16 protein-coding genes and 1 tRNA gene are annotated in these 21,696 nt (G+C 58.7%); 11 read left to right on the top strand and 6 right to left on the bottom strand.

The window, feature by feature from the left end:
* Positions 1-87 precede the first annotated feature (87 nt).
* A tRNA-Pro gene (locus PSR62_RS23215) sits at positions 88-162 on the bottom strand.
* A gap of 58 nt (positions 163-220) precedes the next feature.
* Here PSR62_RS23215 and PSR62_RS23220 point away from each other — a divergent pair.
* The 7 genes from PSR62_RS23220 to PSR62_RS23250 all read left to right on the top strand — a co-directional run bounded on the left by PSR62_RS23220 (position 221) and on the right by PSR62_RS23250 (position 9,332).
* Entirely contained in the window at positions 221-1,390 is a 1,170-nt protein-coding gene (locus tag PSR62_RS23220) for a M28 family peptidase (protein WP_274405343.1), read from the top strand.
* 918 nt (positions 1,391-2,308) lie between these two features.
* Positions 2,309-2,725 (top strand): hypothetical protein, encoded by a 417-nt coding sequence (locus tag PSR62_RS23225; RefSeq protein ID WP_274405344.1) that lies wholly within the window; start codon positions 2,309-2,311, stop codon positions 2,723-2,725.
* Between the two features lie 171 nt (positions 2,726-2,896).
* The gene (locus PSR62_RS23230) at positions 2,897-4,762 is read left to right on the top strand and encodes a cyclic nucleotide-binding domain-containing protein (protein ID WP_338020109.1); all 1,866 of its coding nucleotides are present in this window, start codon (positions 2,897-2,899) and stop codon (positions 4,760-4,762) included.
* Positions 4,759-5,697 (top strand): hypothetical protein, encoded by a 939-nt coding sequence (locus PSR62_RS23235; RefSeq protein ID WP_274405346.1) that lies wholly within the window; start codon positions 4,759-4,761, stop codon positions 5,695-5,697. Before PSR62_RS23230 ends, PSR62_RS23235 begins: the two co-directional genes overlap by 4 nt.
* 209 nt (positions 5,698-5,906) lie before the next feature.
* A complete protein-coding gene (locus tag PSR62_RS23240) occupies positions 5,907-7,976 on the top strand; it encodes a hypothetical protein (protein WP_274408286.1) in 2,070 nt (689 codons plus the stop codon).
* Positions 7,963-8,703: an nSTAND1 domain-containing NTPase gene (locus PSR62_RS23245; protein WP_274405347.1), complete on the top strand. Its 741-nt coding sequence runs from the start codon at positions 7,963-7,965 to the stop codon at positions 8,701-8,703. The genes PSR62_RS23240 and PSR62_RS23245 overlap by 14 nt, the downstream gene beginning before the upstream one ends.
* A gap of 11 nt (positions 8,704-8,714) precedes the next feature.
* Complete coding sequence (locus PSR62_RS23250; protein ID WP_274405348.1) at positions 8,715-9,332, top strand: hypothetical protein; 618 nt, start codon at positions 8,715-8,717, stop codon at positions 9,330-9,332.
* 691 nt (positions 9,333-10,023) lie between these two features.
* Here PSR62_RS23250 and PSR62_RS23255 read toward each other — a convergent pair.
* The gene (locus PSR62_RS23255; RefSeq protein WP_274405349.1) at positions 10,024-11,907 is read right to left on the bottom strand and encodes a DUF3352 domain-containing protein; all 1,884 of its coding nucleotides are present in this window, start codon (positions 11,905-11,907) and stop codon (positions 10,024-10,026) included.
* Positions 11,908-12,103: 196 nt separating this feature from the next.
* Between PSR62_RS23255 and PSR62_RS23260 the strand changes: the two genes are divergently transcribed.
* The 4 genes from PSR62_RS23260 (at position 12,104) to PSR62_RS23275 (ending at position 16,721) form a co-directional block, all read left to right on the top strand.
* A complete protein-coding gene (locus tag PSR62_RS23260) occupies positions 12,104-12,775 on the top strand; it encodes a BON domain-containing protein (RefSeq protein ID WP_274405350.1) in 672 nt (223 codons plus the stop codon).
* A gap of 128 nt (positions 12,776-12,903) precedes the next feature.
* Positions 12,904-14,001: a 23S rRNA (adenine(2503)-C(2))-methyltransferase RlmN gene (rlmN, locus tag PSR62_RS23265; RefSeq protein ID WP_274405351.1), complete on the top strand. Its 1,098-nt coding sequence runs from the start codon at positions 12,904-12,906 to the stop codon at positions 13,999-14,001.
* 636 nt (positions 14,002-14,637) lie between these two features.
* Entirely contained in the window at positions 14,638-15,267 is a 630-nt protein-coding gene (locus PSR62_RS23270) for a hypothetical protein (RefSeq protein ID WP_274405352.1), read from the top strand.
* Between the two features lie 1,106 nt (positions 15,268-16,373).
* A complete protein-coding gene (locus PSR62_RS23275) occupies positions 16,374-16,721 on the top strand; it encodes a hypothetical protein (protein WP_274405353.1) in 348 nt (115 codons plus the stop codon).
* A gap of 827 nt (positions 16,722-17,548) precedes the next feature.
* On the opposite strand, the gene PSR62_RS23280 is transcribed toward PSR62_RS23275, so the two are convergent.
* The 4 genes from PSR62_RS23280 to arfB form a co-directional block, all read right to left on the bottom strand.
* Positions 17,549-18,214 carry a response regulator transcription factor gene (locus tag PSR62_RS23280; RefSeq protein WP_274405354.1) on the bottom strand — a complete coding sequence of 222 codons (666 nt, stop codon included), beginning with the start codon at positions 18,212-18,214 and terminating at the stop codon, positions 17,549-17,551.
* Positions 18,215-18,919: 705 nt separating this feature from the next.
* Positions 18,920-20,362 (bottom strand): sensor histidine kinase, encoded by a 1,443-nt coding sequence (locus PSR62_RS23285; protein WP_274405355.1) that lies wholly within the window; start codon positions 20,360-20,362, stop codon positions 18,920-18,922.
* A 16-nt stretch (positions 20,363-20,378) separates the two neighbouring features.
* The gene (locus tag PSR62_RS23290; protein WP_274405356.1) at positions 20,379-21,113 is read right to left on the bottom strand and encodes a UvrB/UvrC motif-containing protein; all 735 of its coding nucleotides are present in this window, start codon (positions 21,111-21,113) and stop codon (positions 20,379-20,381) included.
* A gap of 108 nt (positions 21,114-21,221) precedes the next feature.
* Complete coding sequence (gene arfB / locus PSR62_RS23295) at positions 21,222-21,650, bottom strand: alternative ribosome rescue aminoacyl-tRNA hydrolase ArfB (RefSeq protein ID WP_274405357.1); 429 nt, start codon at positions 21,648-21,650, stop codon at positions 21,222-21,224.
* Positions 21,651-21,696 lie beyond the last annotated feature (46 nt).

The raw sequence follows: 21,696 nt of genomic DNA on the forward strand, positions 1-21,696 counted from the left end.
ACTCTGGTGCCATGGATTGCCAGGCTCCAATGGAGCTGGAGGCAGGATTGCCTCGGCAGAGACGGTGTGCGACACCGTGAAAGAAAATCGGGATGACAAGATTCGAACTTGCGACCTCTGCACCCCCAGTGCAGCGCTCTAACCAGGCTGAGCCACATCCCGTGAAGGCCAAAACTCTACCGAACTTCGCTCGAGTTCGCTAGGGTGAACAGCCACTTTCATGAACTCCCTTTTTGAGCGGCTTCCGCAGGACGTTTCGGCGATGGATCTGGCTATGCAGGCGGCAACCCAACCCACGGATTTCCCACCCAGTCTCGCGCGTTCCACGCCCGAGAATTCGCCCCCAAACACGCCCCACACGGACTCGCCCTATGCGTCCACCAGCGGGAATTGGCCCCGGTATTTGCTGACGTTGGCGGTTCTGGCCTTCTTGGCCTTCGTCGGGATCGCGATGTGGAAGACACTGCGAGCCCCCGATTCGACCTCCGTGGTCCCCGCCACGCTTGGGCCCGTCCCCGAACAATACGACGCGGACCGAGCGATGGGATACTTGGTCGAAATCTGTGATTTGGGTCCGCGGCCCTCCGGTAGCCCGGCGATGCTGCAGCAACAGAAAATGTTGACCGAATTTTTTGAAGCTCGAGGCGGCCAGGTCCGCTTGCAACGCGGTGACATTCGGCATCCCCAAACGGGCGAGAACGTTCCGATCGCGAACCTGATCGCGGGCTGGAACCCCACCGCACCGATTCGGTTCCTGCTGTGCGCCCACTACGACACTCGGCCGTACCCCGATCGTGATCGTCGCGATCCCCAAGGGATCTTCGTCGGCGCCAACGACGGGGCCAGCGGTGCAGCCGCTCTGATGGAACTGAGTCACCAATTTGCGAACTTGCCCGAGAACATCGGGGTCGACGTGGTGCTGTTTGACGCCGAGGAGTTTGTGTTCGGCGAACAGAGCGGCGAGTACTTCTTGGGGTCAACCTTGTTCGCGCAGCAGTACCTGATCGAACCGCCCCCGGTGCCCTACCGCAGCGGCGTGTTGCTGGACATGATCGGCGACAAGGAATTGCAGTTGCTCTACGAACGCAACAGCTTGCGTTATGCCCGCGACGTGACGAAGTCGATCTGGAAGACGGCCAAGCGATTGGGCGTGAAAGCGTTTGTCACTCGGACTCGCAGCCAAGCGATCCGCGATGACCACTTGCCGCTGAACCAGATCGCCAAGATCCCCACCACGGACTTGATCGATTTTGATTACCCACGACCAGGATTCCGCGCTCCTCAGTACTGGCACACAACCCAAGACATCCCGGAACACTGCAGCGGCGAAAGCCTCGTCGCCGTGATTTGGGTGGTCCATGAATGGATGCTGGAACAGAGGGGGGAGTAGAAGTGGGAAAGGGGCTCAGGGGGTGGATTGCAAATTGCAGAGTGGACATTGCAAATTGGGAATGGGGGGGGTGATTGGGGACGGTTGTGGTTTGTTTGGGAGGTGCGACTGTGCAGGGCTGTTCAATCTTTGGGGTTGCAGCGTTTCTGGTGTGCGCAAGTATCTGCCTCGCATCAACAAGTCACCTCTCCCTCAGCTTTGCTGGGGGAGAGGTCGAACAGGCCGATGGAGGCCCTGTTCGGGTGAGGGGGCGATTCACAGCAAACCGGCTTTTTGGCCTCATTTCACACATCGCGTTCCCCCTCACCCGGATCTCGCTGTACGCTCGCTCCGACCTCTCCCCCAACTTCGTCGGGGGAGAGGTAACAGGCAAGAAACTGTCCACGAAAACGCTGTGTTAAACACCAAAGATTGAACAGCCCAGGACTGTGCAGGGCGACTCGTTTTCGATTCCATTGAAAAAGTGAAATTGGAAATTTGAAATTGTAAAATCAGGGGCGTGGACTCGGACGCCGCAATCCGCTGCAGTGCAAACCGGCGACTTGCTTGGATCCATGGAATCGGCAGTTGGGAAATCGGCTGATGACTTGATTGCTGGCGGTACGTTGCGTTTGCAAGTCGCGTTTCAGGGCTCGGCCCTCCCCTCGCTTCGCTCGACCCTCCCAGGGGGAGGGTGAAAGAAAAGAAGGGAGTGGGAAAAGAGCTCACGAGCACGAGCACGAGCACGAGCACGAGCACGAGCACGAGCACGAGCACGAACACGAACACGAACACGAACACGAACACGAACACGAACACGAACACGAACACGAACACGAACACGAACACGAGCACGAACACGAGCACGAGCACGAGCACGAGCACGAGCACGAGCTAGAAGCTAGAAGCTAGAAGCTCCCCATCCATGGACGTGATAAGATGGAGCCCACTGACTTGGTGGGGATCACCGGTTGGCTCGCTTCTCTTTGCAAGGTTCCTTTCATGTTCGCCGGTGGTTTGGTCCTGGCCAGCACGCTGATCTTCTTCGCTGTTTGGTTGCAGCGGTCGGAGCAGATGGGTTGGTCGCAGGAACGGTTCGATGATGACATCGACCAGATCTACATGCAGCGCCGACGTCGCTCTCGTCGACGAGTGAATTTTTTGTTCTTGGTGTGCGGCATTCTGGTGCTGGTCGCGACGCTGGCCTCGCCCAAGAACCATGCCGTGTGGCTGAGCTGTTGGTTCTCGGTGATGTTGTCATTGATGACCATTTTGATGCTGGCGGGACTGGACGCTTTGCGAACCATGCGGCACGTTCGGCATCGCCTGGATCACCTGCGTCAGAAGCGTCCCTGAGGATTTCTACCGGAGGGCTCGCGCGCTACCGCTTCGAAAAGAGGTTCCAAGAGAGCTCGCTTCGTTGCGTTATGAAGTGGAGGTGTTACCGGAGGGCTCACGAGTTTCCGCTGCGACCGGGAATGTGAAACTTGTCCAGGGCGAGTTGTGTCTTGACTTTGGATCACGGCGGTGGCTATCGAGGCAGACATGATCACCGACGATTCCGTTGCCGTGCGTCGTCCCCGACGATGGGACGAACCGATGGACCCGCATATGACCGATGCGGATGTGGGATGGCTGCGCGAACAATCGCCTTTTTCAGGCTTGGATCCGGCCGCGTTCCCCAAGTCGATTCCGCTGGACGGGATCCTCCGCAATGATTGCCGACTGCACCGTTTCGCTCACGGTGAAGTGATCGCTCGCGAAGGGGACTACGCCAACAGTGCTTTCTTGGTCGTTGATGGTCACGCGGAACTTTTGACTCGCGAGTTGCCACCAGAACGATTGGGGCGGCGTGAAACCGAAAAAGTGTCTTGGCCCAAAGCGGTCTGGCAACTGCTGCGTCCATCCGGCGTCCGGGAAGCTCGACGTCCCGAGGAAGTGGTCCCAAACGTCGAACTGCATTCCTCCTCGCATCACGCGGAAGATCGTCCCCCTGTCCTGCAGCTGCAAGATTTTGATGGGCTAGTGCAGGCCGGCCAAAGCGTGCGGTTGGGGCCGGGCGAATTGTTCGGCGAAGTCGCGGCGATGTACCGAGCCCCTCGCTCCGCGACCGTTGTTTCGCAAGGCGACAGCACGTTGCTGGAGATTCGACTGCAGGGCCTGAAGATGCTGCGTCGCGATCCCGCGTTCTCGCAGCGCATGGACGATCACTATCGCGAGAATTGGTTGCCGATTCACCTGCGTGAAATTCCCTTGCTGCGGTTTCTTCCCGAGCAGAACTTGCAACGAGTGGTTGCGGCGACGGTCCAACGTTCATTCGGTCGATTGGAATGGAACGCGGACTACAAGAAGACTCGCAAGCTGTCTCCGGCCGAGCAGATTGAAAGCGAACCGGTGGTGGCCACCGAAGGGCACCATGTCACCGATTTGATCATCGTTCGCAGCGGATTCGGCCGGGTATGCCAGAGCTACGGCGTGGCTCAACGGACCACCGCTTACCTCGGCAAAGGCCACCTGTTCGGGCTGGAAGAGATCGCGTTGGGAGTGACCAACGAAGACGGCCCCATCAACTTGCCGCTGCAACATTCGCTTCGCGCGGTTGGGTTCCTGGACACGCTGCACATTCCAGTTGAGTGTTTCGCGACCGAGATCCTGCCGCACGTTCGCCGTAGCGAGCTGCCTGCTCCGGCCGCGAAAGCGTTGCTGCGAATGCCGGCGACGGAAGAAGCTCGCGAACGTCGCAGTGAAGAGCGCCCCAAGGTCGAACTCCCGATCGTTTCGACTCCCTCGTCACACCACAACAGCGAAGACACCTGGCAGGATTTGCCCAGCCCCACGGGGACCTCGTTCGAACCCACGGGGTTGCTCGAGTTCATCGTTCAAAATCGTTTCAACAACGGTCGCGAAGCGATGATCATTGATTTACATCGCTGCACCCGTTGCGATGATTGCGTCAAAGCCTGCGCGAGCGTGCACGACGGAAATCCCCGCTTTGCTCGCGTCGGCGTGAATCACGATCGACTGCAATTCGTTCAAGCCTGCATGCACTGCACCGATCCCGTTTGCATGATCGGTTGCCCGACAGGCGCTCTGCACCGCGAAGAATCCACCGGTCACGTTCGAGTTTCCGAATCGATTTGCATCGGCTGTGGAACGTGCGCCAAAGGGTGCCCGTACGGAAACATTGAAATGGAAGCGGTGAACGATCCGCAGGGTCGGCCCTACACCGACGAAGCCAGCAACCGCCCGATCACCAAAGCGACCAAGTGCGACATGTGCAGCGGTTTACCGACTGGTCCCGCTTGTGCCGCGGCGTGCCCGCATGATGCGATCGTGCGAATTGATTTGAGTGAGTCGCCGCCACTGGAAGATTGGCTGAGGAGACGAACATGAGCGTGGCTGAACGCCGCCGTTCCGCGTCCTCCCGACGCTGGCAACAACTTCGCACCGACGTGGTCTCCCGTTTTCGCAGCCGAGTGTTTGGCTCCGGCCGGGCTTGGTCATTTCGTCGTCGCCGGGTTGCGAGTTTGACCGTCGTCGCCATCGCGATTGCAGTGACGGCTTGGATCTCGCAATCGCTGCACGCGGCTCTTTATCGCAGCAGTGTGATGACGGGATGGACGCTGCTGAGTTCGATTTTGATTTTGTTTGCGATCGGGATTCGACGTCGAATCCCAATTCTGCCGCTGGGCACGATGAGCACCTGGACTCAAGTCCACATTTTCACGGGATTGTTCGCCTGCGGCGTGTTCGTGATGCATGTGCCCGCGATCGCGTCGGGACGATTGATCGCGGATGGTTGGTTGGAGGGAACGCTGAGCGCTCTGTTCATCGGCGTCAGCCTGTCAGGATTCTATGGCATTCTGGCGAGTCGTCGGCTGCCGGCTCGTTTGACCGCGATGGGCAGCCAACCACGCTACGACCAGATCGATTGGCACCGTGAACAATTGGCGGCACGCGCAACGCAGCGATTGGACAGTTTGACCAGCGTTGATTCTCAACGCGTCTTGGGCGAGTTTGACGATCAATACCTGCGTCGGTACCTCGAATCACCGCTTTCGTGGTCCCACCGTTTGTTCGCTCATTCGTTTCGACGTCGCCGTTTGGTGATCGGGTTGAAAGAGCTGCATCGATACTTGGAAGACGACGGCAAAGAAGTCGCGGATGAGTTGGCTGGTTTGGTTCGCCGTCGCGATGAACTGGACACCCAGCACGCGCTTCAGTGGCGACTGCGAGCCTGGGTGGCGGTTCACGCCGTGATGTCGTTGGGGTTGGTGGCGCTGGCCATCATGCACACCATTCATGCATTGCAGTTTGTGGAATCATGAGACGCGACGACTTTCAACTGCCGACACCGCCACGGATCGAGCGTCCTGGGCACCCGTACTCCTGCGGTCGTTCACCGGGGTGCGATCGATGCCTGCAAGGCCCAAGCCTGACGGGCGAGTGTCCTTTCGCAAACAGCAACGATCCGGAACACGAAGCGTGCCGTCCCCGGCGGACTTGGGCCGGTCGCCGTCGTCAATTCACGGCCGTGATGTTAGCGGTGCTGGCGATTGCGATGGTGATCCTGTTCGCGACTCGAATGACCCCCAAGGTGATCCAGCCCGGCAACCTGACAACCGCTCACTCGCAAATCTTGTCGGGTGAATTGGCTCAGGACCGATGCGCGGCGTGCCACCAAAACGCGACCAGCAATGGTTGGCTGGCAGCGGCAGACGATTCGTCAGGCTCCGATTCAGCCGAAGGCAATGGATTCTTCAGCCTGGCCAGCTGGATCGGTGGCGGCGGACAACACGCCGACATGCCAACGGTGCCGATGACGGATTTGTGTCTGAATTGCCACGAGCAACAGATGCCGCGTCAGTCCGCGCGTTGGGCACACAACTTGTCACCTGAAATTCGTGATGAGCTGACCTTGGCTGCGATTGAAAAACGAGACGGCAAGGCATTTGATCTGGCAGCCAGCCTGAGTGACGCGAATCCTTCCGCCAACAGCGTGAAGGCTTCCGAGAACAGTTTGGCCATCCAAACGGTGAGCCGAACATCAGCGTTTCAAAACAACTTGGCGTGCAGCATTTGCCACCAAGAGCACCATGGCGCGGACGCGGACCTGGCCGCGATCACTGATTCACGTTGCCAAACCTGCCACGTCAATCAATTTGGTTCCTTCGCGGACTCGCACCCGGAATTTGGCCAGTGGCCTTACCAACCGACATCGAACATTCACTTCGATCACGGCCGCCACGCGAACATTCACTTTCCCAGCGAAGCAGAGAAGAACTCCAGCGATCCGTCAACGGGCAACCGCTTCGCGACGTTTGATTGCAAGACGTGTCACATCGGCCCAAGCTTTTCCAGTTTTGACTTGGACTCCACCGATCCGGTGATGACCACGCTGCCTTACGAGATCGCGTGTGCCCCGTGTCATGATTCGTCCTTGCGAGTTCAGATTGCTGAGGGCCCATCGCTGTTGCAATTGCCGACCCTGCCGGAAGACATCGCCGCACAAGTCAACCAGTGGCCGGAACTGGCGACGGGATTTGCTGACGGCCGTGTCGACGGTTGGATGGCGTTGATGTTGCGAACCGAAACCAGCGAATCAGCACTGCATCGTTTCCAACGAGTGGAAGCGGCCAACTGGGATTCGCCAATCGTTCAAGTCGAGGCGGTGTCGCTCGCCAAAGCCATCCGCAAGCTCTCTCAAGAACTGGCCACCTCCGGCCAAGACGCGTTGATGCAGCGTTTGATGGACGCCGGCGTGGACGAGCGAACCGCTCAACCACTGGTCGAATCCTTCCCACCGCAACTCATCCGCGATGCGATGGGAGTTTGGTTTGGAGGCGTTCAACCGATTACCGCGACGGCGTCCGAGGCAGCCCCGGTTGCCGACTCAGGCTTCGGATTGCTGGACGATGAACTGGGAAAAGGCACGGCCGACCTGGATCCGTTGCTCGACGTTGATCCCTTGCTTTCCAATGACCCGTTGCTGGCGGATGATCCGTTGGCTGCTTGGGGAACCGCGGATGAGAGCGACACGGTGCCTGCCAAGATGGATTGGGCAGCGGAATTGGCCGCTCGATACGATGCGGCCAAGACACAATCGTTCGGCGGTTGGTACCGCGACGACTTGACCATGTCGATTCGGTACCGAGGCAAAGGTCACTCCGACGCGGTGATGCGATCGATGATTGAAATCATCCAGCGTCTGCCAGGGGACGATCCGCTCAGGGAAACCATGTTGGCGCAGCCCGCTGTCCAAGCCTGTGTGGCGTGCCATCAAGTGAATTCGAATCCCGGATCGGAGCCAGCCTTGGCAAGCATGCGTTGGCGAGCTTTCCAAGCGAAGTCCGACGGAGACCGGCTGACCCATTTCTCGCACACGCCGCACTTGAACATTCAGGGACTGCAAGACTGCCAGCACTGTCACCAATTGGGCACGACCAATCCGGCCAATGCGGTGCACATGGAAGGCGAATCGCCGGTGGAATTGTCGCCGGAGTTTTTACCGATGACCAAAGCCAACTGTGCCAGCTGTCACACCAAGTCCGCAGCGGGGGATCACTGCACACGGTGCCATCGCTATCATGTGCATGATGTCCCATGATTTCCAACCGCCGTCTCCACGCACGAATCCGTTTGCCAGTCGCCACACGCGACCGGGTGCGATCCCGTTTCGTTTTGACCGGAACGAAGGCGGTTCGGACGAGCACTTCCAAAAAATCCTGGCCGGTCTGCGGCAACATCGCCTCGGTTTGATTGTTGGGAACCACGGGTCGGGCAAGTCAACGTTGCTGCATGGGATGGCGGAATCCCTGCAAGCCGAATTCCCCGGCGGGAAATGGATCCAGTTGACCGGTGAACCCGATCGATCACCGCTTCGCCGGTGTTCCAGCGTGCTGGCGAATGATCGTGCTGTCCGCGAGGTGCAGTCCACGGTTTCTGCCGGCGGGGTGTTGGTCGTCGACGGAGCAGAACAATTGTCGCCCTGGGGCCGTTTTCAACTTCGACGTCGAGCCCAACGTGCGGGGCACGCTTGTTTGGTCACGGCCCACCGAGACCTGCGTGGCTTTCATGTGTTGCACCGAACCCAGGTGACCGCCAAGCTGATCGAAGACCTGCTGCAAGAATTGTTGCGGGAACACCCGGATGCTCACGAAAAATTGAGGCAGGCCCGCCAAGGAGGCTGGTCAGATTCGTTGGACGATGTCACCGACGTTCGCGAATTGTGGTCGCGACTTTATGATGTCGTGGGATTGCCAGCGGAGAAGTCTGAGTCAGGATGTTCCAGCAATCGTCTCGCCGCCCTTCCCGAAAACTGCCCCGACCACTGAGTTGATCCTTCATGGCTGTTCGTTTGAACGTGATCGTGCTGCGTCCCACCGGCGAGCATCGCCATTTCGACCCGGCCTGCGATGATGCCGTGGGGCAATTGCTCGGTCGGCCTGGTTTGGACCTGGTGTTGCTGGATCGGATTCCCGGGCCCGACGAATCGGGTACCGAACGGTTGGCGGTGGAATCCGTCGCGGGCGACGTTGCCTGTGTGGCTTGGACGGACGCCGACCAGGTCTCCGGACCACTGGGGTTGCTGGGCAAACGAGTCGCACGGGTGCCGCACCGCCGTGACGTGGACGCCGAACCGGTCCAAGCAGACGAACCAATCGCGAAGCTGTACCACTTTGACATGCGTCGCGAAGGAGCGTCGCAGACCATCTTGGCGGACCTGCAGGCCTTGCTGGCCACTCGTCAGACACCAACGTTTCAGATTGGAGCGGGCGGTTCAGCGATGCCCAAGCGAGCGAGTGTGCCGGCGCCGCCCAAGCCCGATGTTGCACCGATTCAGAAGATCATTCCTTCTCCTACCAAGCCGTCGGCACCTGCTGTCGTGCCGCCTCCCTTGACTCCCAATCAATCCACGGACTTGGACGCGTTGGTGGATGAACTGGACGAGTTGGATCTTTGAATGGAGCGAGCGTGCGAGGGTTGCAGATCGAATTGATTGCGAGCGGATTGGGTTGCGAGGGGGCTTGGCCGTTGAGGGTGGCCTGACGGAACAGTGGAGGACAACTGTTCTACTCTGATGCCCGGACTGTGGAACACTTTGATTGCGCAAATTGTCATCCCGGTGGTGCAATCCCGGAATCGACTTGGCCTCCGCAATCAGAGCGTCAAGGGTGACGGCTTGTCGACTCAGTCCTCAACGACGTTTCAACGCTCGTAGGATGGGCACTCTTGCCCGTCTGAACCGGCCGAGACCACCCATCACAACCCGACGCGTGAGCGAGGGACGGCCCCAACTCGCACGACGGCCCCATCCGGGGCGACCGTTTGTTTTCCGGCATCGGTCTCTCGGGGCTTCCGCCCCGAGCTAAGCAAGACGGCCCCATCCGGGGCGAAACCCAGACGCCAGCCACCATTGATTATTCAAACGTCCCGCGCAGAAACCCCCGGCTACCATCCTTCATCCCTCCCGGGATGAAGGGAGAAACAAACATTTCAATGGTTGCGAGGGGTTTGGCCGTTGAGGGTGGCCCGACGGAACAGTGGAGGACAACTGTTCTACTCTGGTGCGCTGCGCGTCGTCGTTCCAATCAACGGCCGTTCTCAGACCATTCCATTGGGATGAGAACGAACCGTTCGAGATGAACACCGGCTCACTCGATCGGGCGAAGGTTCAATGAACCGATGTGGATGCCGCCTGGTTCGTCGTAGCCAAAGATGCCGCTGACGCTGAAGTACTTTTCCAAGTCTTCCCATTTGGGCCAGTCATTCCGCCGCATCAAGTCGGCCACACGCCCCGCAATGGGATTGTCCCCGCCCCGGTTTTGAATCGACTGAGCGGTCTCTTCCGAGTTAGCCATTTCGTACAGGATGCGGTACGACTCAGCATCACGATTGAACTGAAACAGAAACGGCGTTTCGCCTTCGAGTTTGGCTCCCAGTTCGCTGGTCAACAGCACGTAGTCTTCATCGTCGGCCAAGCGATCGATTTCGCCGGCCTCGGCACGGAGCATTTGCGTGACAATTTCACGACTGTCACAAAACAGCAACCAATCGCCGAGCAACATGACGCTGTTTTCGGGAACACGAATTCCAGCCCGATCCATCGTGGATTTCTCGGAGAAGTAAACCGTTTTGCCTCGAATGACTTCCGGTGTCATTCGTTGCGGCGGCACTTTGGCTTTGACCTTTTCCAGCAACTTGTCGGCCTCCTTGGCGTCCTTGACCTCGATCGCGATTGCGCGTGCCATGGAGTTCCAGTTGGCAGGCAACTGATAACGCTGGATGGTGACGACGCGGCCGGTCATCAATGGGAACACCTCTTCGGTGAGCGACACATCAAATCGTTCTTTGGCCGGCTTCTCCAAGTTCTTTTCAAAATTGCCTTCGCCCGCAAAACGGTTGACGATTTTGCCCATGTTCTTGAACGCTGTTTCGACATCCCACCCCACGCAGGTGAAGCTGGCCGCGTCGGCGGGAACCCAAACCGGCGGCGAGACCTCGATGTCCTCGGGACGCAGCACGCCGAAGAATCCATCACGAGGAGGATCGATCAACACATGCATGTGTCCAACTGATTCAATGATTTCACCCCCGCGAAAAACACTGCCGCCGATCCCGCGAATTTTCTCGATGCCGAGGTCCTGGACAATCGGCGCGATGAAGAACGCCGAACCACTTCGGGCAATGATTCGTTTCGCGATGCCATAAGGATTGACGAAGAAGGTGATCTGCGGGATCTCTGCTTCCGCACCGATCGACCGACTCATGACCGCGACGAAGTCCGCGTTTTGGGCCAGCGTTTCGGTTTCGGGAGACGAGGTGGTGGTAGAGCGTCGCGAGCGTCCGGACGATTGGCTGGTGTCACGTTGTTCGTCGTTCAGTTTCTTGGCAATGGATTGAGCGATCGTTCGCCCCAGTCCGATGACATAGAAGCCGTCTTGTTCGAACCATTCGATGACGTCGCCATTGCCACGCTGGCGAACCAAACGTGTCAGTTCGATCGAACCGATCTGTTCGTTCTGGACGATGAAACGATTCTTTTCAGCCAGCTCCATCAAACGCCCAACCAGTGTTTCCATCGCTTGGTTGTTTGGCCCGGCATCGATCATGATCGCCACCGCGAAGGAATTCTGCTGGCGGCGTTTGGCTCTCAAGCGGCGAGCGATTGCGTCATCGTCTTCTTCCTCCTCGGCCTTCTGTTCGTCCGTTTTCTCTTCCGGAGGCGGGCCCTCGAGCAGTGCGATTGCGAGCTGGCCTTGCGGCAGTGACCGGAGCTCGTCGAGCGTCAGCCCCATTTCCTTGCCGGGTTGATCGAACAGATCGCTCAGGATTTGGTAGATGTCCGAGACGAAGGGACGCATTTTGGGGTCTTCCAACATTTTCCCCAGCGAGGATTCACCCCAGTCAGCGCGAATGTCATTGACATTGTCGACTCGCAAGTAGGCCAACGTTCCCGAAGGAAGCAGCCGGGGGGCCGGAACGGTGGTCCGAGTGTCTGCGGTCGCCGAGCTTTGCGCGGAGGCTTCGGGTGCCATGCCGATCGAGACCAGAACGCAGGCGGCTGCCGTTATCAACGTTACAACTGGAAACTTCCGTGCGAATGAGCGACTGAAAGACAAGGATCGAGGAGGAATCATTTTGGACGAGCTCGTGGGGGCTAGCTACAATCAGAGAAGGAGTGTCACTCCCTCAATCGTATCCGAAACCCAACGTCCACCGAGCGATAGTCGCATGAAACGAACGTCTCAAATTGTAGCGTGCCTGGCCGCGTCCACTCTCTGGATCGCCATGGGATCGTCGGCGATCGCTCAGCAGGGTGGAACAGGAACCGGCACGGGCGGACAAGCAGAAGGGACTATCAGCCAAGGCTTGGATCCTGACGCGGTCTTCAGTGAAGGCATCCAGCGAGGCGGAGCAGTGGGTGCCAACACCGCATCGCCCGTCGGTGCGGCCACGGTGTCCCAAGCCGGCGGAGGAGGCGGTGGCGGCACGGGAGGCGGAGCGTTCGGCGGCGGATTTGGTGGTGGCGGTGGCCTCGGAGCGGCCTTTGGCAGCCTGTTTGGCGGCGGCAATGCAGGCCGCGGCAACACGTCCTCCCCAGCGATTCGAACTCGACTTCGCAGCGCCGTGGAAGTCGCACCACTTCAATCCGGTCGTGTGCAGCAGTCCGCCTCATCGCGTCTGCGCGGCACCTCGAATCTGACCACCATCAACGGCAACTTGCCCGGCCGTATGAATTCTCAATCCTCGCGTTATGATGGCGTGAACGTTCAGATCCAAGATCGCACAGTCACGCTGAGCGGCATGGTTCGCAACGAATCCGACCGCCGAATGACCGAATTGCTGATGCGTTTGGAACCCGGCGTCTCGCGGATCGACAACCAAATCAGCGTCCAACCCTGACGCTGCCGTTGGACGTTGGTTGGCCATGATTTCCGTTTGCATTCCAGGCCAACGAAGCGTCTGATAGGGAAGTCACGCCGGATCAAAATCACACCGCCGCTTTCCTCTTTTCAATTTGTTTGACTCCGATGGTCTCATTGCCGCTCGTCACGACCTCTGATTCGGAGTCCGCCGGCCCCCGTAAAAAGCACTTGCTGAACTGGTCGCTCGATCAGCTCAAAGAATGGTTGCAAGAGCAGGGCCAAAAGCCCTTCCGCGCCAAACAAATTCGGCGTTGGCTGTTTTCCGGACGAGCCACCGCGTTCGAAGAAATGACGGACTTGCCGGCCAAGCTGCGAGCTCAGCTGGAAGAGCACTTTGCGATCTTCAACGCGACCGAAGCGCTCGTCTCGAAGTCCAAGGACGGCACGGAGAAAATCCTGATCCGATTGGTCGACGGGGGCGAAGTCGAATGCGTGTTGTTGCGGGACGGTCCGCGACGCAGCATTTGCGTCAGCAGCCAAGTCGGCTGTGCGATGGGCTGCGTGTTCTGCGCCAGTGGACTGGATGGCGTGGATCGCAATCTGACCGGCGGCGAAATCCTGGAACAAATGCTGCGACTGCAGCAACGCCTGCCCGCCACCGAACGGCTCAGCCACATCGTGATGATGGGCATGGGCGAACCGCTGGCCAATTTGCCAGGTGTGTTGGCCGCTCTCGACGTCGCTCGCAATGAAGATGGGCTGGGCATCAGCCCGCGACGCATCACGATCAGCACGGTGGGATTGCCACCGGCGATCGACAAACTGGCTGCAACCGGGATCCCGTACAACCTGGCCGTCTCGCTGCACGCCCCCAACGATGAACTGCGAAGTGAGCTGGTCCCGATCAATCGCAAGATTGGAATTGAACCCGTCTTGGAAGCCGCGGATCGATACTTCCACTCCTCGGGTCGGCGTTTGACGTTCGAATACGTGTTGCTGGGCGGGATCAACGACGGCGACGAACACGCGCGTCAACTGAGCCAAATTCTGCGCGGCCGCAGCGTGATGATGAACGTGATCCCCTACAACCCCGTTGCGGGTTTGCCCTATCGAACGCCCAGCGGGGCCGCGATCGCGCGTTTCCGAGCGATCTTGGAATCCGCGGGGGTGAACGTGAATTTTCGGCAACGCAAAGGCGACGAAATCAACGCCGCATGCGGCCAACTGCGTCGGAACCGCGGCGCCCAGAAAGCCGCGAAGTAGCATTGAGCGGGAGTGGATCATCGCCCGACGCGTTCGTCTTCCAGTTTCAGTTCGCAGTTCAATTGTTGACCATCACGCAACTTCCCCCCGATTCCAAAGGGCGTGCAGTTGATCGAGCCCGCGTTTTGGCGGGTTTCTGCATTTGAGAACCTCTCCCGAAACGAAGTTTGGGGAGAGCGATATACTAGGTCGAGCGACGCCGTTCAGGCGGACGCGAGGGTGAGGGCTGGGCATCGGAAGCGGCGCGGATTGCCGTCCCCCGGAAATCTCGCTGAACGCTCGTTTTCCGACCCCTCCCGTTTTCGAGGTCGTGCACTTTTATTTCAGCCTCCCTTTGGGAGGGTCGGCCCGTTTCGGGCCGGGGAGGGTTACGCGCTGGTGCCGATGCTCGACCCTCCCCTCGCTTCGCTCGACCCTCCCAGGGGGAGGGTGATGATAAACGCTTGGCAAGCACAGCATTTAAAAACTGCACGACCTCTTCGTCGGGCGGGGATCTTGAGCGACAAGTTGTGGAGGTTGGCCAGCGAATTCTCGCAATTGTGTTGACCCCTGTGGGCTGAATCGACTATTCCACGACCTTGGCGATGAACGCATCGCCATTTGTGTGTCAGTCATTCAATTCCAGGGATGGAAAATATGTCCGTTTCAGTCATGCGGATCTTGGGTCGTTTTGCTCTTGGTTTCTCGGTCGCAGCCGCAACGCTTTCCATGACCGGTTGTGGTTCGTCCACCCCCGAATCAGTCGCCTCCCAATCCAGCACTGCCTCCCCAACCACCGCTGCTTCTGCGGACGAAGCTGAATCGGTTGTCGGTCAGTTTCTCGACCGAATTCGCCGTGGTGGCGCCGAAAACACCGCCATGACGCTGCTGACCAAGCGTGCTCAGTCGGAATTGGCTCGGATTGGACACGTCGTCCAACCGCTCGGTTCACCTGACGCAGAAGTCACGATCACCCGCAGCGAAGAAGTCGGGATGGAACACCTTCCCGAAGGCCAGAAGTACCCCACGCGTTTGGTTCACTGCGTGTGGAGCGAGCCTTCCCAAGCCGATGGAACCAAACAAGAATTCCAAATTGTCCTGCCCGTCGTTCAACAAAGTGAAGGCTGGAGAATTTCGGGAATGGTCCTGGGGATCGCAACCGGCGAACCCGAGCTGATCTTGGACTTCGAAAACGGAGACGAAATGGCTCGCATCCTGAACGCTCAGGAACAAACCCAAACCGCCGCGGCCCCCGCTGCAACCGCCACCGAATCGATGCAGCGATAGTTCGTCCATTTGCGTCCACCTCTCCCGAAACGAAGTTTGGGGAGAAGTGGAGCGAAGCGAGGGGAGCGGCTCCGCATTGGATCCAGCGCGTAACCCGCCCCGGCCCGAAGCGGTCCGACCCTCCCAAGAGGAGGGTGAAGGAAAACTGCACGACCTCCTTCGTCGGGCAGGGTTCTGACGGCGTCACTGGCACGGCAGTTAAGAACCGCAGGACCTCTGAATCCCGGGTGTCCCGCGAGACGTCTTTGGTTGGGAACGCCCTGTGGAAAATCCTCCGCCACGAAATCCGGCCTGAGGAAGATTCCACGCCATCTCTGAGTCTTGGCATTGTCCTCGGCAACCGGCTTCTAAGATGCCAGTCGCCCAGGCAAGCTCGCATTTCCCCGTGAAAACGCGAATCTGCGGGGCAGTCGACTGAATTCGCCCGGAAACCGTCGCCCCAATTTCGAGGGGCGAGCCTGGACCAGGACTCCGAGTGGACGGCTCAAACCCACTCAGCAGAAGGAGTTTAGGTGCTTTGGGCAATTGACAACATTTACTAGCGAGCTACCGTAACGCAAAGTCACTGCAAGCGGTAATGTCACCGCACCTCCCCCCAAACCCCCTCTCATGGGCAAATTAGGGACGGAGTGTAAACGCAATTGATCAGGGTGACCGGATGCCACCTCAATTCAAGCGTGCGAACACGGATCGCACCGAAACCTCCGAACTTAACTCTGGAGAAACACATGAATCGGAATTTGGTGAAGGGTACCGCCGTCGTCGCACTGATGTTGGGTGCGTCGTTGGCTTTCAGTAGCAATGCAAGTGCTTTCAAGTTCTTGCACTCCAACCAATGCTGCAACTCAGGCGGCTTGTTCAGCGGTTTGAAGGCACACAAGTGTGGCGGCGGATTGCTGGCCAAACTGAAGTCGAAGAAATGCTGTGCACCTGAGCCTTGCTGCGAGCCAGCTCCAGCACCTTGCTGCGAACCAGCTCCAGCACCATGCTGCGAACCAGCTCCTGCACCGTGCTGCGAAGCAGCACCTGCACCAGCACCTTGCTGTGGCACACCTGCACCTGTTGTCGAAGCAGCTCCTTGCTGCGGTGGCTCAGTTGCTCCTGTGATGGAAGGTTCCGTCATTCAAAGCAGCGAAGGCTTTGAATTGGCTCCAGGCGAAACTTTGGTTCCTGGTAGCGTCGTCAACGGCGAAGCTGCGGCAGCAACCGAAGAAGCTGCACCGGCTGCTCCCGTCGCTGACGAAGCAACGGACGCGACTCCTGCCGAAGAAGCTGCCCCACCAGCACCTGCTGCTGAGGAAGCTCCTGCTGCTCCAGCCGCTGAAGAAGCCGCTCCAGCCGCTGAAGAAGCTGCTCCTGCCGCACCTGCTGCAGAAGAAGTCAAAAGCAGCAGCGACCAAGCTCAAGAAGCTGCTCCTCCAGTGCCACAACCCGATGCCAACACCGACATCTAGTCCGTGCTGATTGAGTTTCGACTCCATCCATCGAGAATGAAATTCGAAACCCCGCCTGTGTTCTCACAGGCGGGGTTTTGTTTGGTTGTCGTGGGTTGGTTGTGGCGGAACGCTGGCTTGGAACGCGAACGGGCCCAGGTACCGCTGGACGGCGTCTGGGTATCGCCCCGGATGGGGCCGTCCTGGGAATTGGGGGCGTCCCTCGCTCACCGGCTTGTTGATTCACTCGATTTCACAACCCGACGCGTGAACGAAGGACCCACAGGCTCGTTGCAATGTCACGCGATCCCTCGCTAAGCAGGCACGCAGGATTGATTGGGTTTCACCTTGTGAGCCGTTTGGGCGTTCGCCCTGGACTGTCAAAAGGTTGGTATTGACACGGAAAATGCGACGTTGATTTTTATTCTGTCCTACGCCCCAACGGGGCAGCTCTAAGATAGCCCCAGGCATCGCCTGGGGTTTCGTTACGGAGATTCCGACACCAGCCCCAACGGGGCGGCCCTAAGAAAGACTCCCCAAAACCCGCTAGGACCGCCCCCGTTGGGGCTTTGTAATCTTGGTCCCGCCACAACCCAGGGCGTTGCCCTGGGCTGGCATAGGGCTGCCCCGTTGGGGCGAAGTCGAGGAACGAAACCTGCGCAGTCCAAAGCGGTGGCAATACCAACCTTTTGACAGCCCAGCGTTAGCCCGGTTTTGCGTGGGAACCGTGGCAAACGCCAAACGGCTCACATACCCGATGACACCTGCTTAACGCTTCGAGTTAGGATTCAATCAACAGGCCGTCAGGTGTCGGGTTGTGATTGACGGCCTCAGCGTTCGACGTGAAATCAGTCTTCGTCGTCTTCGAACACGTCGTCCGCACCGGGAGTCTTGGGATCCTCGGGGGCTCGCTTGCGAAGCTTTCGTTGCAACGACCGACGGTGGATGCCGAGCCTGCGAGCGGCTTCGGAGATGTTGTTGCCGCAATCAGACAGCACCCGGTGAATGTGTTCCCACTCGTTCCGAGCCAGCGACGGTGCCGGGAACGCCAGCCCGCCTTCGGGAACGTTTTGCCCTGCACCGCGAATGAAGGCGGACAAGATGTCGTCCGTGTCAGCGGGTTTGCTCAAGAAGTTGACCGCACCGGCACGCACCGCATCGATCGAGGCGGGAATGCTGCCAAACCCGGACAGCATCAGGACGCGGCAATCCGGTTTGATCTCCAGCACGCGGCGCAACAGATCCAAGCCACTGCGACCTGGCATTCGCAAATCGAGCACCGCCAAATCGGTTGGTGATTGGCTGAACACGGCCACGGCTTCGTCGTAGTTGCCCGCCGTTGTGACGCGAAAACCACGGCTTTGCATGGCCACCGCCATCCGTTCGCGAAGCACGACGGTGTCGTCCACCAGCAAGATGCTTTCTGCCCCCACGGTTTCGGAGGTGCACACCTCGGATGGACTGGAATAGGGCAGCACACCGTCGTTGCCGCTGTTCGAATCAGAGAAACTCATCGTTGCACCAGTGCATCAGTCGGTGGGAGTACGGGCGTTCCAGTATAGCAGTCCAAGGAAACGATTCAGCCCCACGGTCGGTGTGGATTTCGTCAGTCACCAGACCACAAAAGCCCACACATTCGCCCCTCCGGTCGCCCCGTTTATCATCACCCTCCCCCTGGGAGGGTCGAGCGAAGCGAGGGGAGGGTCGAGCATGGGAACCAGCTCGTAACCCTCCCCGGCCCGAAGCGGGCCGACCCTCCCAAAGGGAGGGTGAAATAAAACGGCACGACTTCCAGAGCGAGGCTGAAGCACGAGGCGCCAACCGAGTCAAACGTTTTTCTGCAATGCTTGCGTGGTTGCTGGAAGGGTTCGAGCAGTGCGACGCGCCGGTTTGGAGTGGAATCGGGTGCGATGTGGCTTGGTGGCGGAGAGTTGCTCAATGGAACAGTTGAGGACAACGGTTCGACTCGAGTGTCAACATGCGTTTCGGCCGGGGTAGTGGGCAGATCGCTCGGGTGTTGGCATGCGGAGCACGGTGGGACTTCGATTGAAAAAGTCAAATTGACAATTTGAAATTGGAAAAATCCGGAGGGGAAGCCCGCAGAGAGTCAGGGCAAACGGCAACTCACTTTGCAGTTTGCAATTGAACTTTTTCAATGCCCCCACACTTTGCTCGATCCTCCCGGAGCGTGGCAGAAGGAAAGCCGCACGACCTCTGAATCACTCCGTCGTGGTTGGTTCTTTGGGCAAAGGCAAACGCACCGTCGCGACCGTGCCCAATCCCGGCGTGCTTTCGAACTTCAGCGTGCCGCCCAATCGTGTGATCACGTTGCGGGTCAAGAACAGTCCCAACCCGATCCCACGGCCGGGTTCTTTGGTGGTGAAGAACGGATCGCCGGCGCGACCGAGGACTTCGCCAGACATGCCTTGCCCCTGGTCTCGCACCTGCAAACGAGCCTCTTCCCCGTCCACCAGCAACTCCACCGCGACAAATTGCTCCGGGGAACTGGCATCCAGTCCGTTGTGAATCAAATTGCGGATGGCTTGGGCAACCGCCTCCTCCGGCAACCACATCGGCTGGTCTTCCCACGAGGCATCCCCCTCAGGCTCCACGATCTCCACTCGGTGAGGGTCCCGAATGCCCTCGAGTGCGGTGTCGATCAAGTCGCCCAGCGTGGTCCGATTCCAACGCTGTGCCGCGGTGTCACCGGACGCCGCTCGCATTCGCGAAAGAATTTGGCGGCACATCAGCAACTGGCCGTCGATCAAGGACAAGTCCTCGTCGACGGACTTGGGTTTGGGAATGTCCTCCAGATGCCGGGTCAATTCACGGCAGGCCACATCGATCGCAGAAAGAGGAGAGGCCAATTCGTGAGCTGCCCCCGCGGCCAGTGTCGTCAAACCTTCCAAACGCATCGCGTCCGCTCGTTCGGATTGGCTGCGTCGAAGATCCCGTTCTCGCAAACGCAACTGACGCGAAATTCGGGTCACAAAGTAGGACAAAACGGTGGCACAGGTCACGAAGGCAAACAGCATTCCGCAGTCACGCAAATCCAGCGTTGCGATCAACCAACCGGGAGTCACTGCTGGCTGAATCGTCAGTCCCGCCACCGACCAAGAATCGATGAGCAAAACGATGTAGCCAAGAATCGCCAGCCCAGTCAGCGTCCAGGTCAGCGGCGCGGTCAGGATCACGCCGCCCACGGCGATGTTCACCAGGTAAAACAAACTGAACGGGTTGTCCGCTCCACCGGTCAAGTACAACATCGCGGTGAGCGTGATCAGATCCATCGCCATCAGAACAAACGCCACTCGCAGCGGTGTCTCCGATTTGAACTCACTGAGCACATTGGCGTGGCCGTCCATGCTTTGCGAAATCAAGTCTGCCTCGGCATCCACCCCGGCCTCCGACCAAGCCTGATCGGTTGCGGATTCCGTGGGCGACTTCCCGCGATTGCGTTCCGCTCGCGACAACCACCAACCGTAGGCACCGTTGGTGATGGCAGTGAAGATCACCAACATCAGCAGGGCGCTGATGGGAAGCAACGTCGGTGTGAGCAACCGCGCAAAGAGAATCGTGATCAGCTGGCCAACAATCGCGAACGTCCGCAGTTGCAACAACCAAGTGGACGATCCCAGGGGCGCGGGTGCGATCAGCGGCATGGCAGGCTCGAGCGACTCAGTGGGTTTCGCGACGAGTCAGCTCGTCTCGCAATTGAGCAGCCAATTCGTACTTTTCTTCTTGAACCGCCGCGTCCAGTCGTTCCCGCAATGTTTGTCCGACCGAGTATTCGTTGCGAAGCGATTCGCGAAGATCGACCAGTCGGACGATCAATTCGTCCTCGTCGAAGTGTTCTTCGGCCTCGTGCTTGATAAAAAATTCACGCAGCGTGTCCAGCCCGCGGTTGATCGCTTGGATGGCTTCCTCGGGGGTGTTTTCTTCCAGTTCCCCGAGAGCTTCCGCTTGAGTGCGATGAAACAGAACAAACGGCCGATATTGCTCGTGCGATGAGATCCACTCGGGATCGTCAGACATTTCGTCGCACAAATCCATCAATCGCAGCGTGTGATCGGCGTCCATCACCGCGCGGTGATAGAACTGCAACCGCAACCAGCAGATTCGGCGGTGATAGAACTGCATGAATTCGCGATCGATTTCGTTGCAGTCTTTTTCGGAAAGTTCCGCGTCGGGATTCCCCAGGCGATTCATTTGCAGGTGCTGCAAATACGTTTCGCTGGACTCGATCAATTCGCCGTCTGGGCGGCCGGTTGTTTCCAGCTGGAGGATGCCCATGTCGACTCGCATCTGGATGACGTCGCGATCATCTTTGCCCTTGATCAGACGGACGTTGAGCGAAGAGGGGTCGAATTCCCAGCTGCGGAGAAGATCATCGAGATGCCGAGCACGCTTCATTGAGCAAGGATGCCAAAGTGAATCAAAAGGGAGAAGATGGTTGCCGCGAATCATCCCATCTGACTCGCGCACGGGTCAGTATAGCAAGGGCCCGCCAAACGAGAACCTTCAATCGTCCAGGCGAGGCTTTCCACGCATGCGTTTCTTCTCGGATTGCTGGCGTTTTCCCTCCAACCGGCGCCGCTTGCTGCCCAGCGTCGGACGCGTCGCGTTGCGTTTTTTGGGGGGCACTCGACAACCCAGCAACATCGAGACCAAACGTTCGCGAGCGTCGGCAAGGTTTCGTGATTGGTCCCGCGTCGCTTCACTGTGGAGGACCATTTCGCCCTCTTTGTTGATGCGGGTCCCAAACTGGGTCACAAAACGCTTGCACCAAAATTCGTCGAATCCGGTTTGCGGCTCCGGCTTCCAACGCAGCGTCACCTTGGAATTGACTTTGTTGACATTCTGCCCGCCCGGACCGCCACTTCGCGACGCCGACCAGTTCAGATCCGCTTCAGCAATGACAAAACGTTTTGTGACGGGTAAATCAGCCATGGCCTCAGGTTCTACAATGCATCTTGGATGGGGACCAGCGTCCGCT

It is taken from the genome of Rhodopirellula sp. P2 (genome assembly GCF_028768465.1).
Lineage (GTDB): Bacteria > Planctomycetota > Planctomycetia > Pirellulales > Pirellulaceae > Rhodopirellula.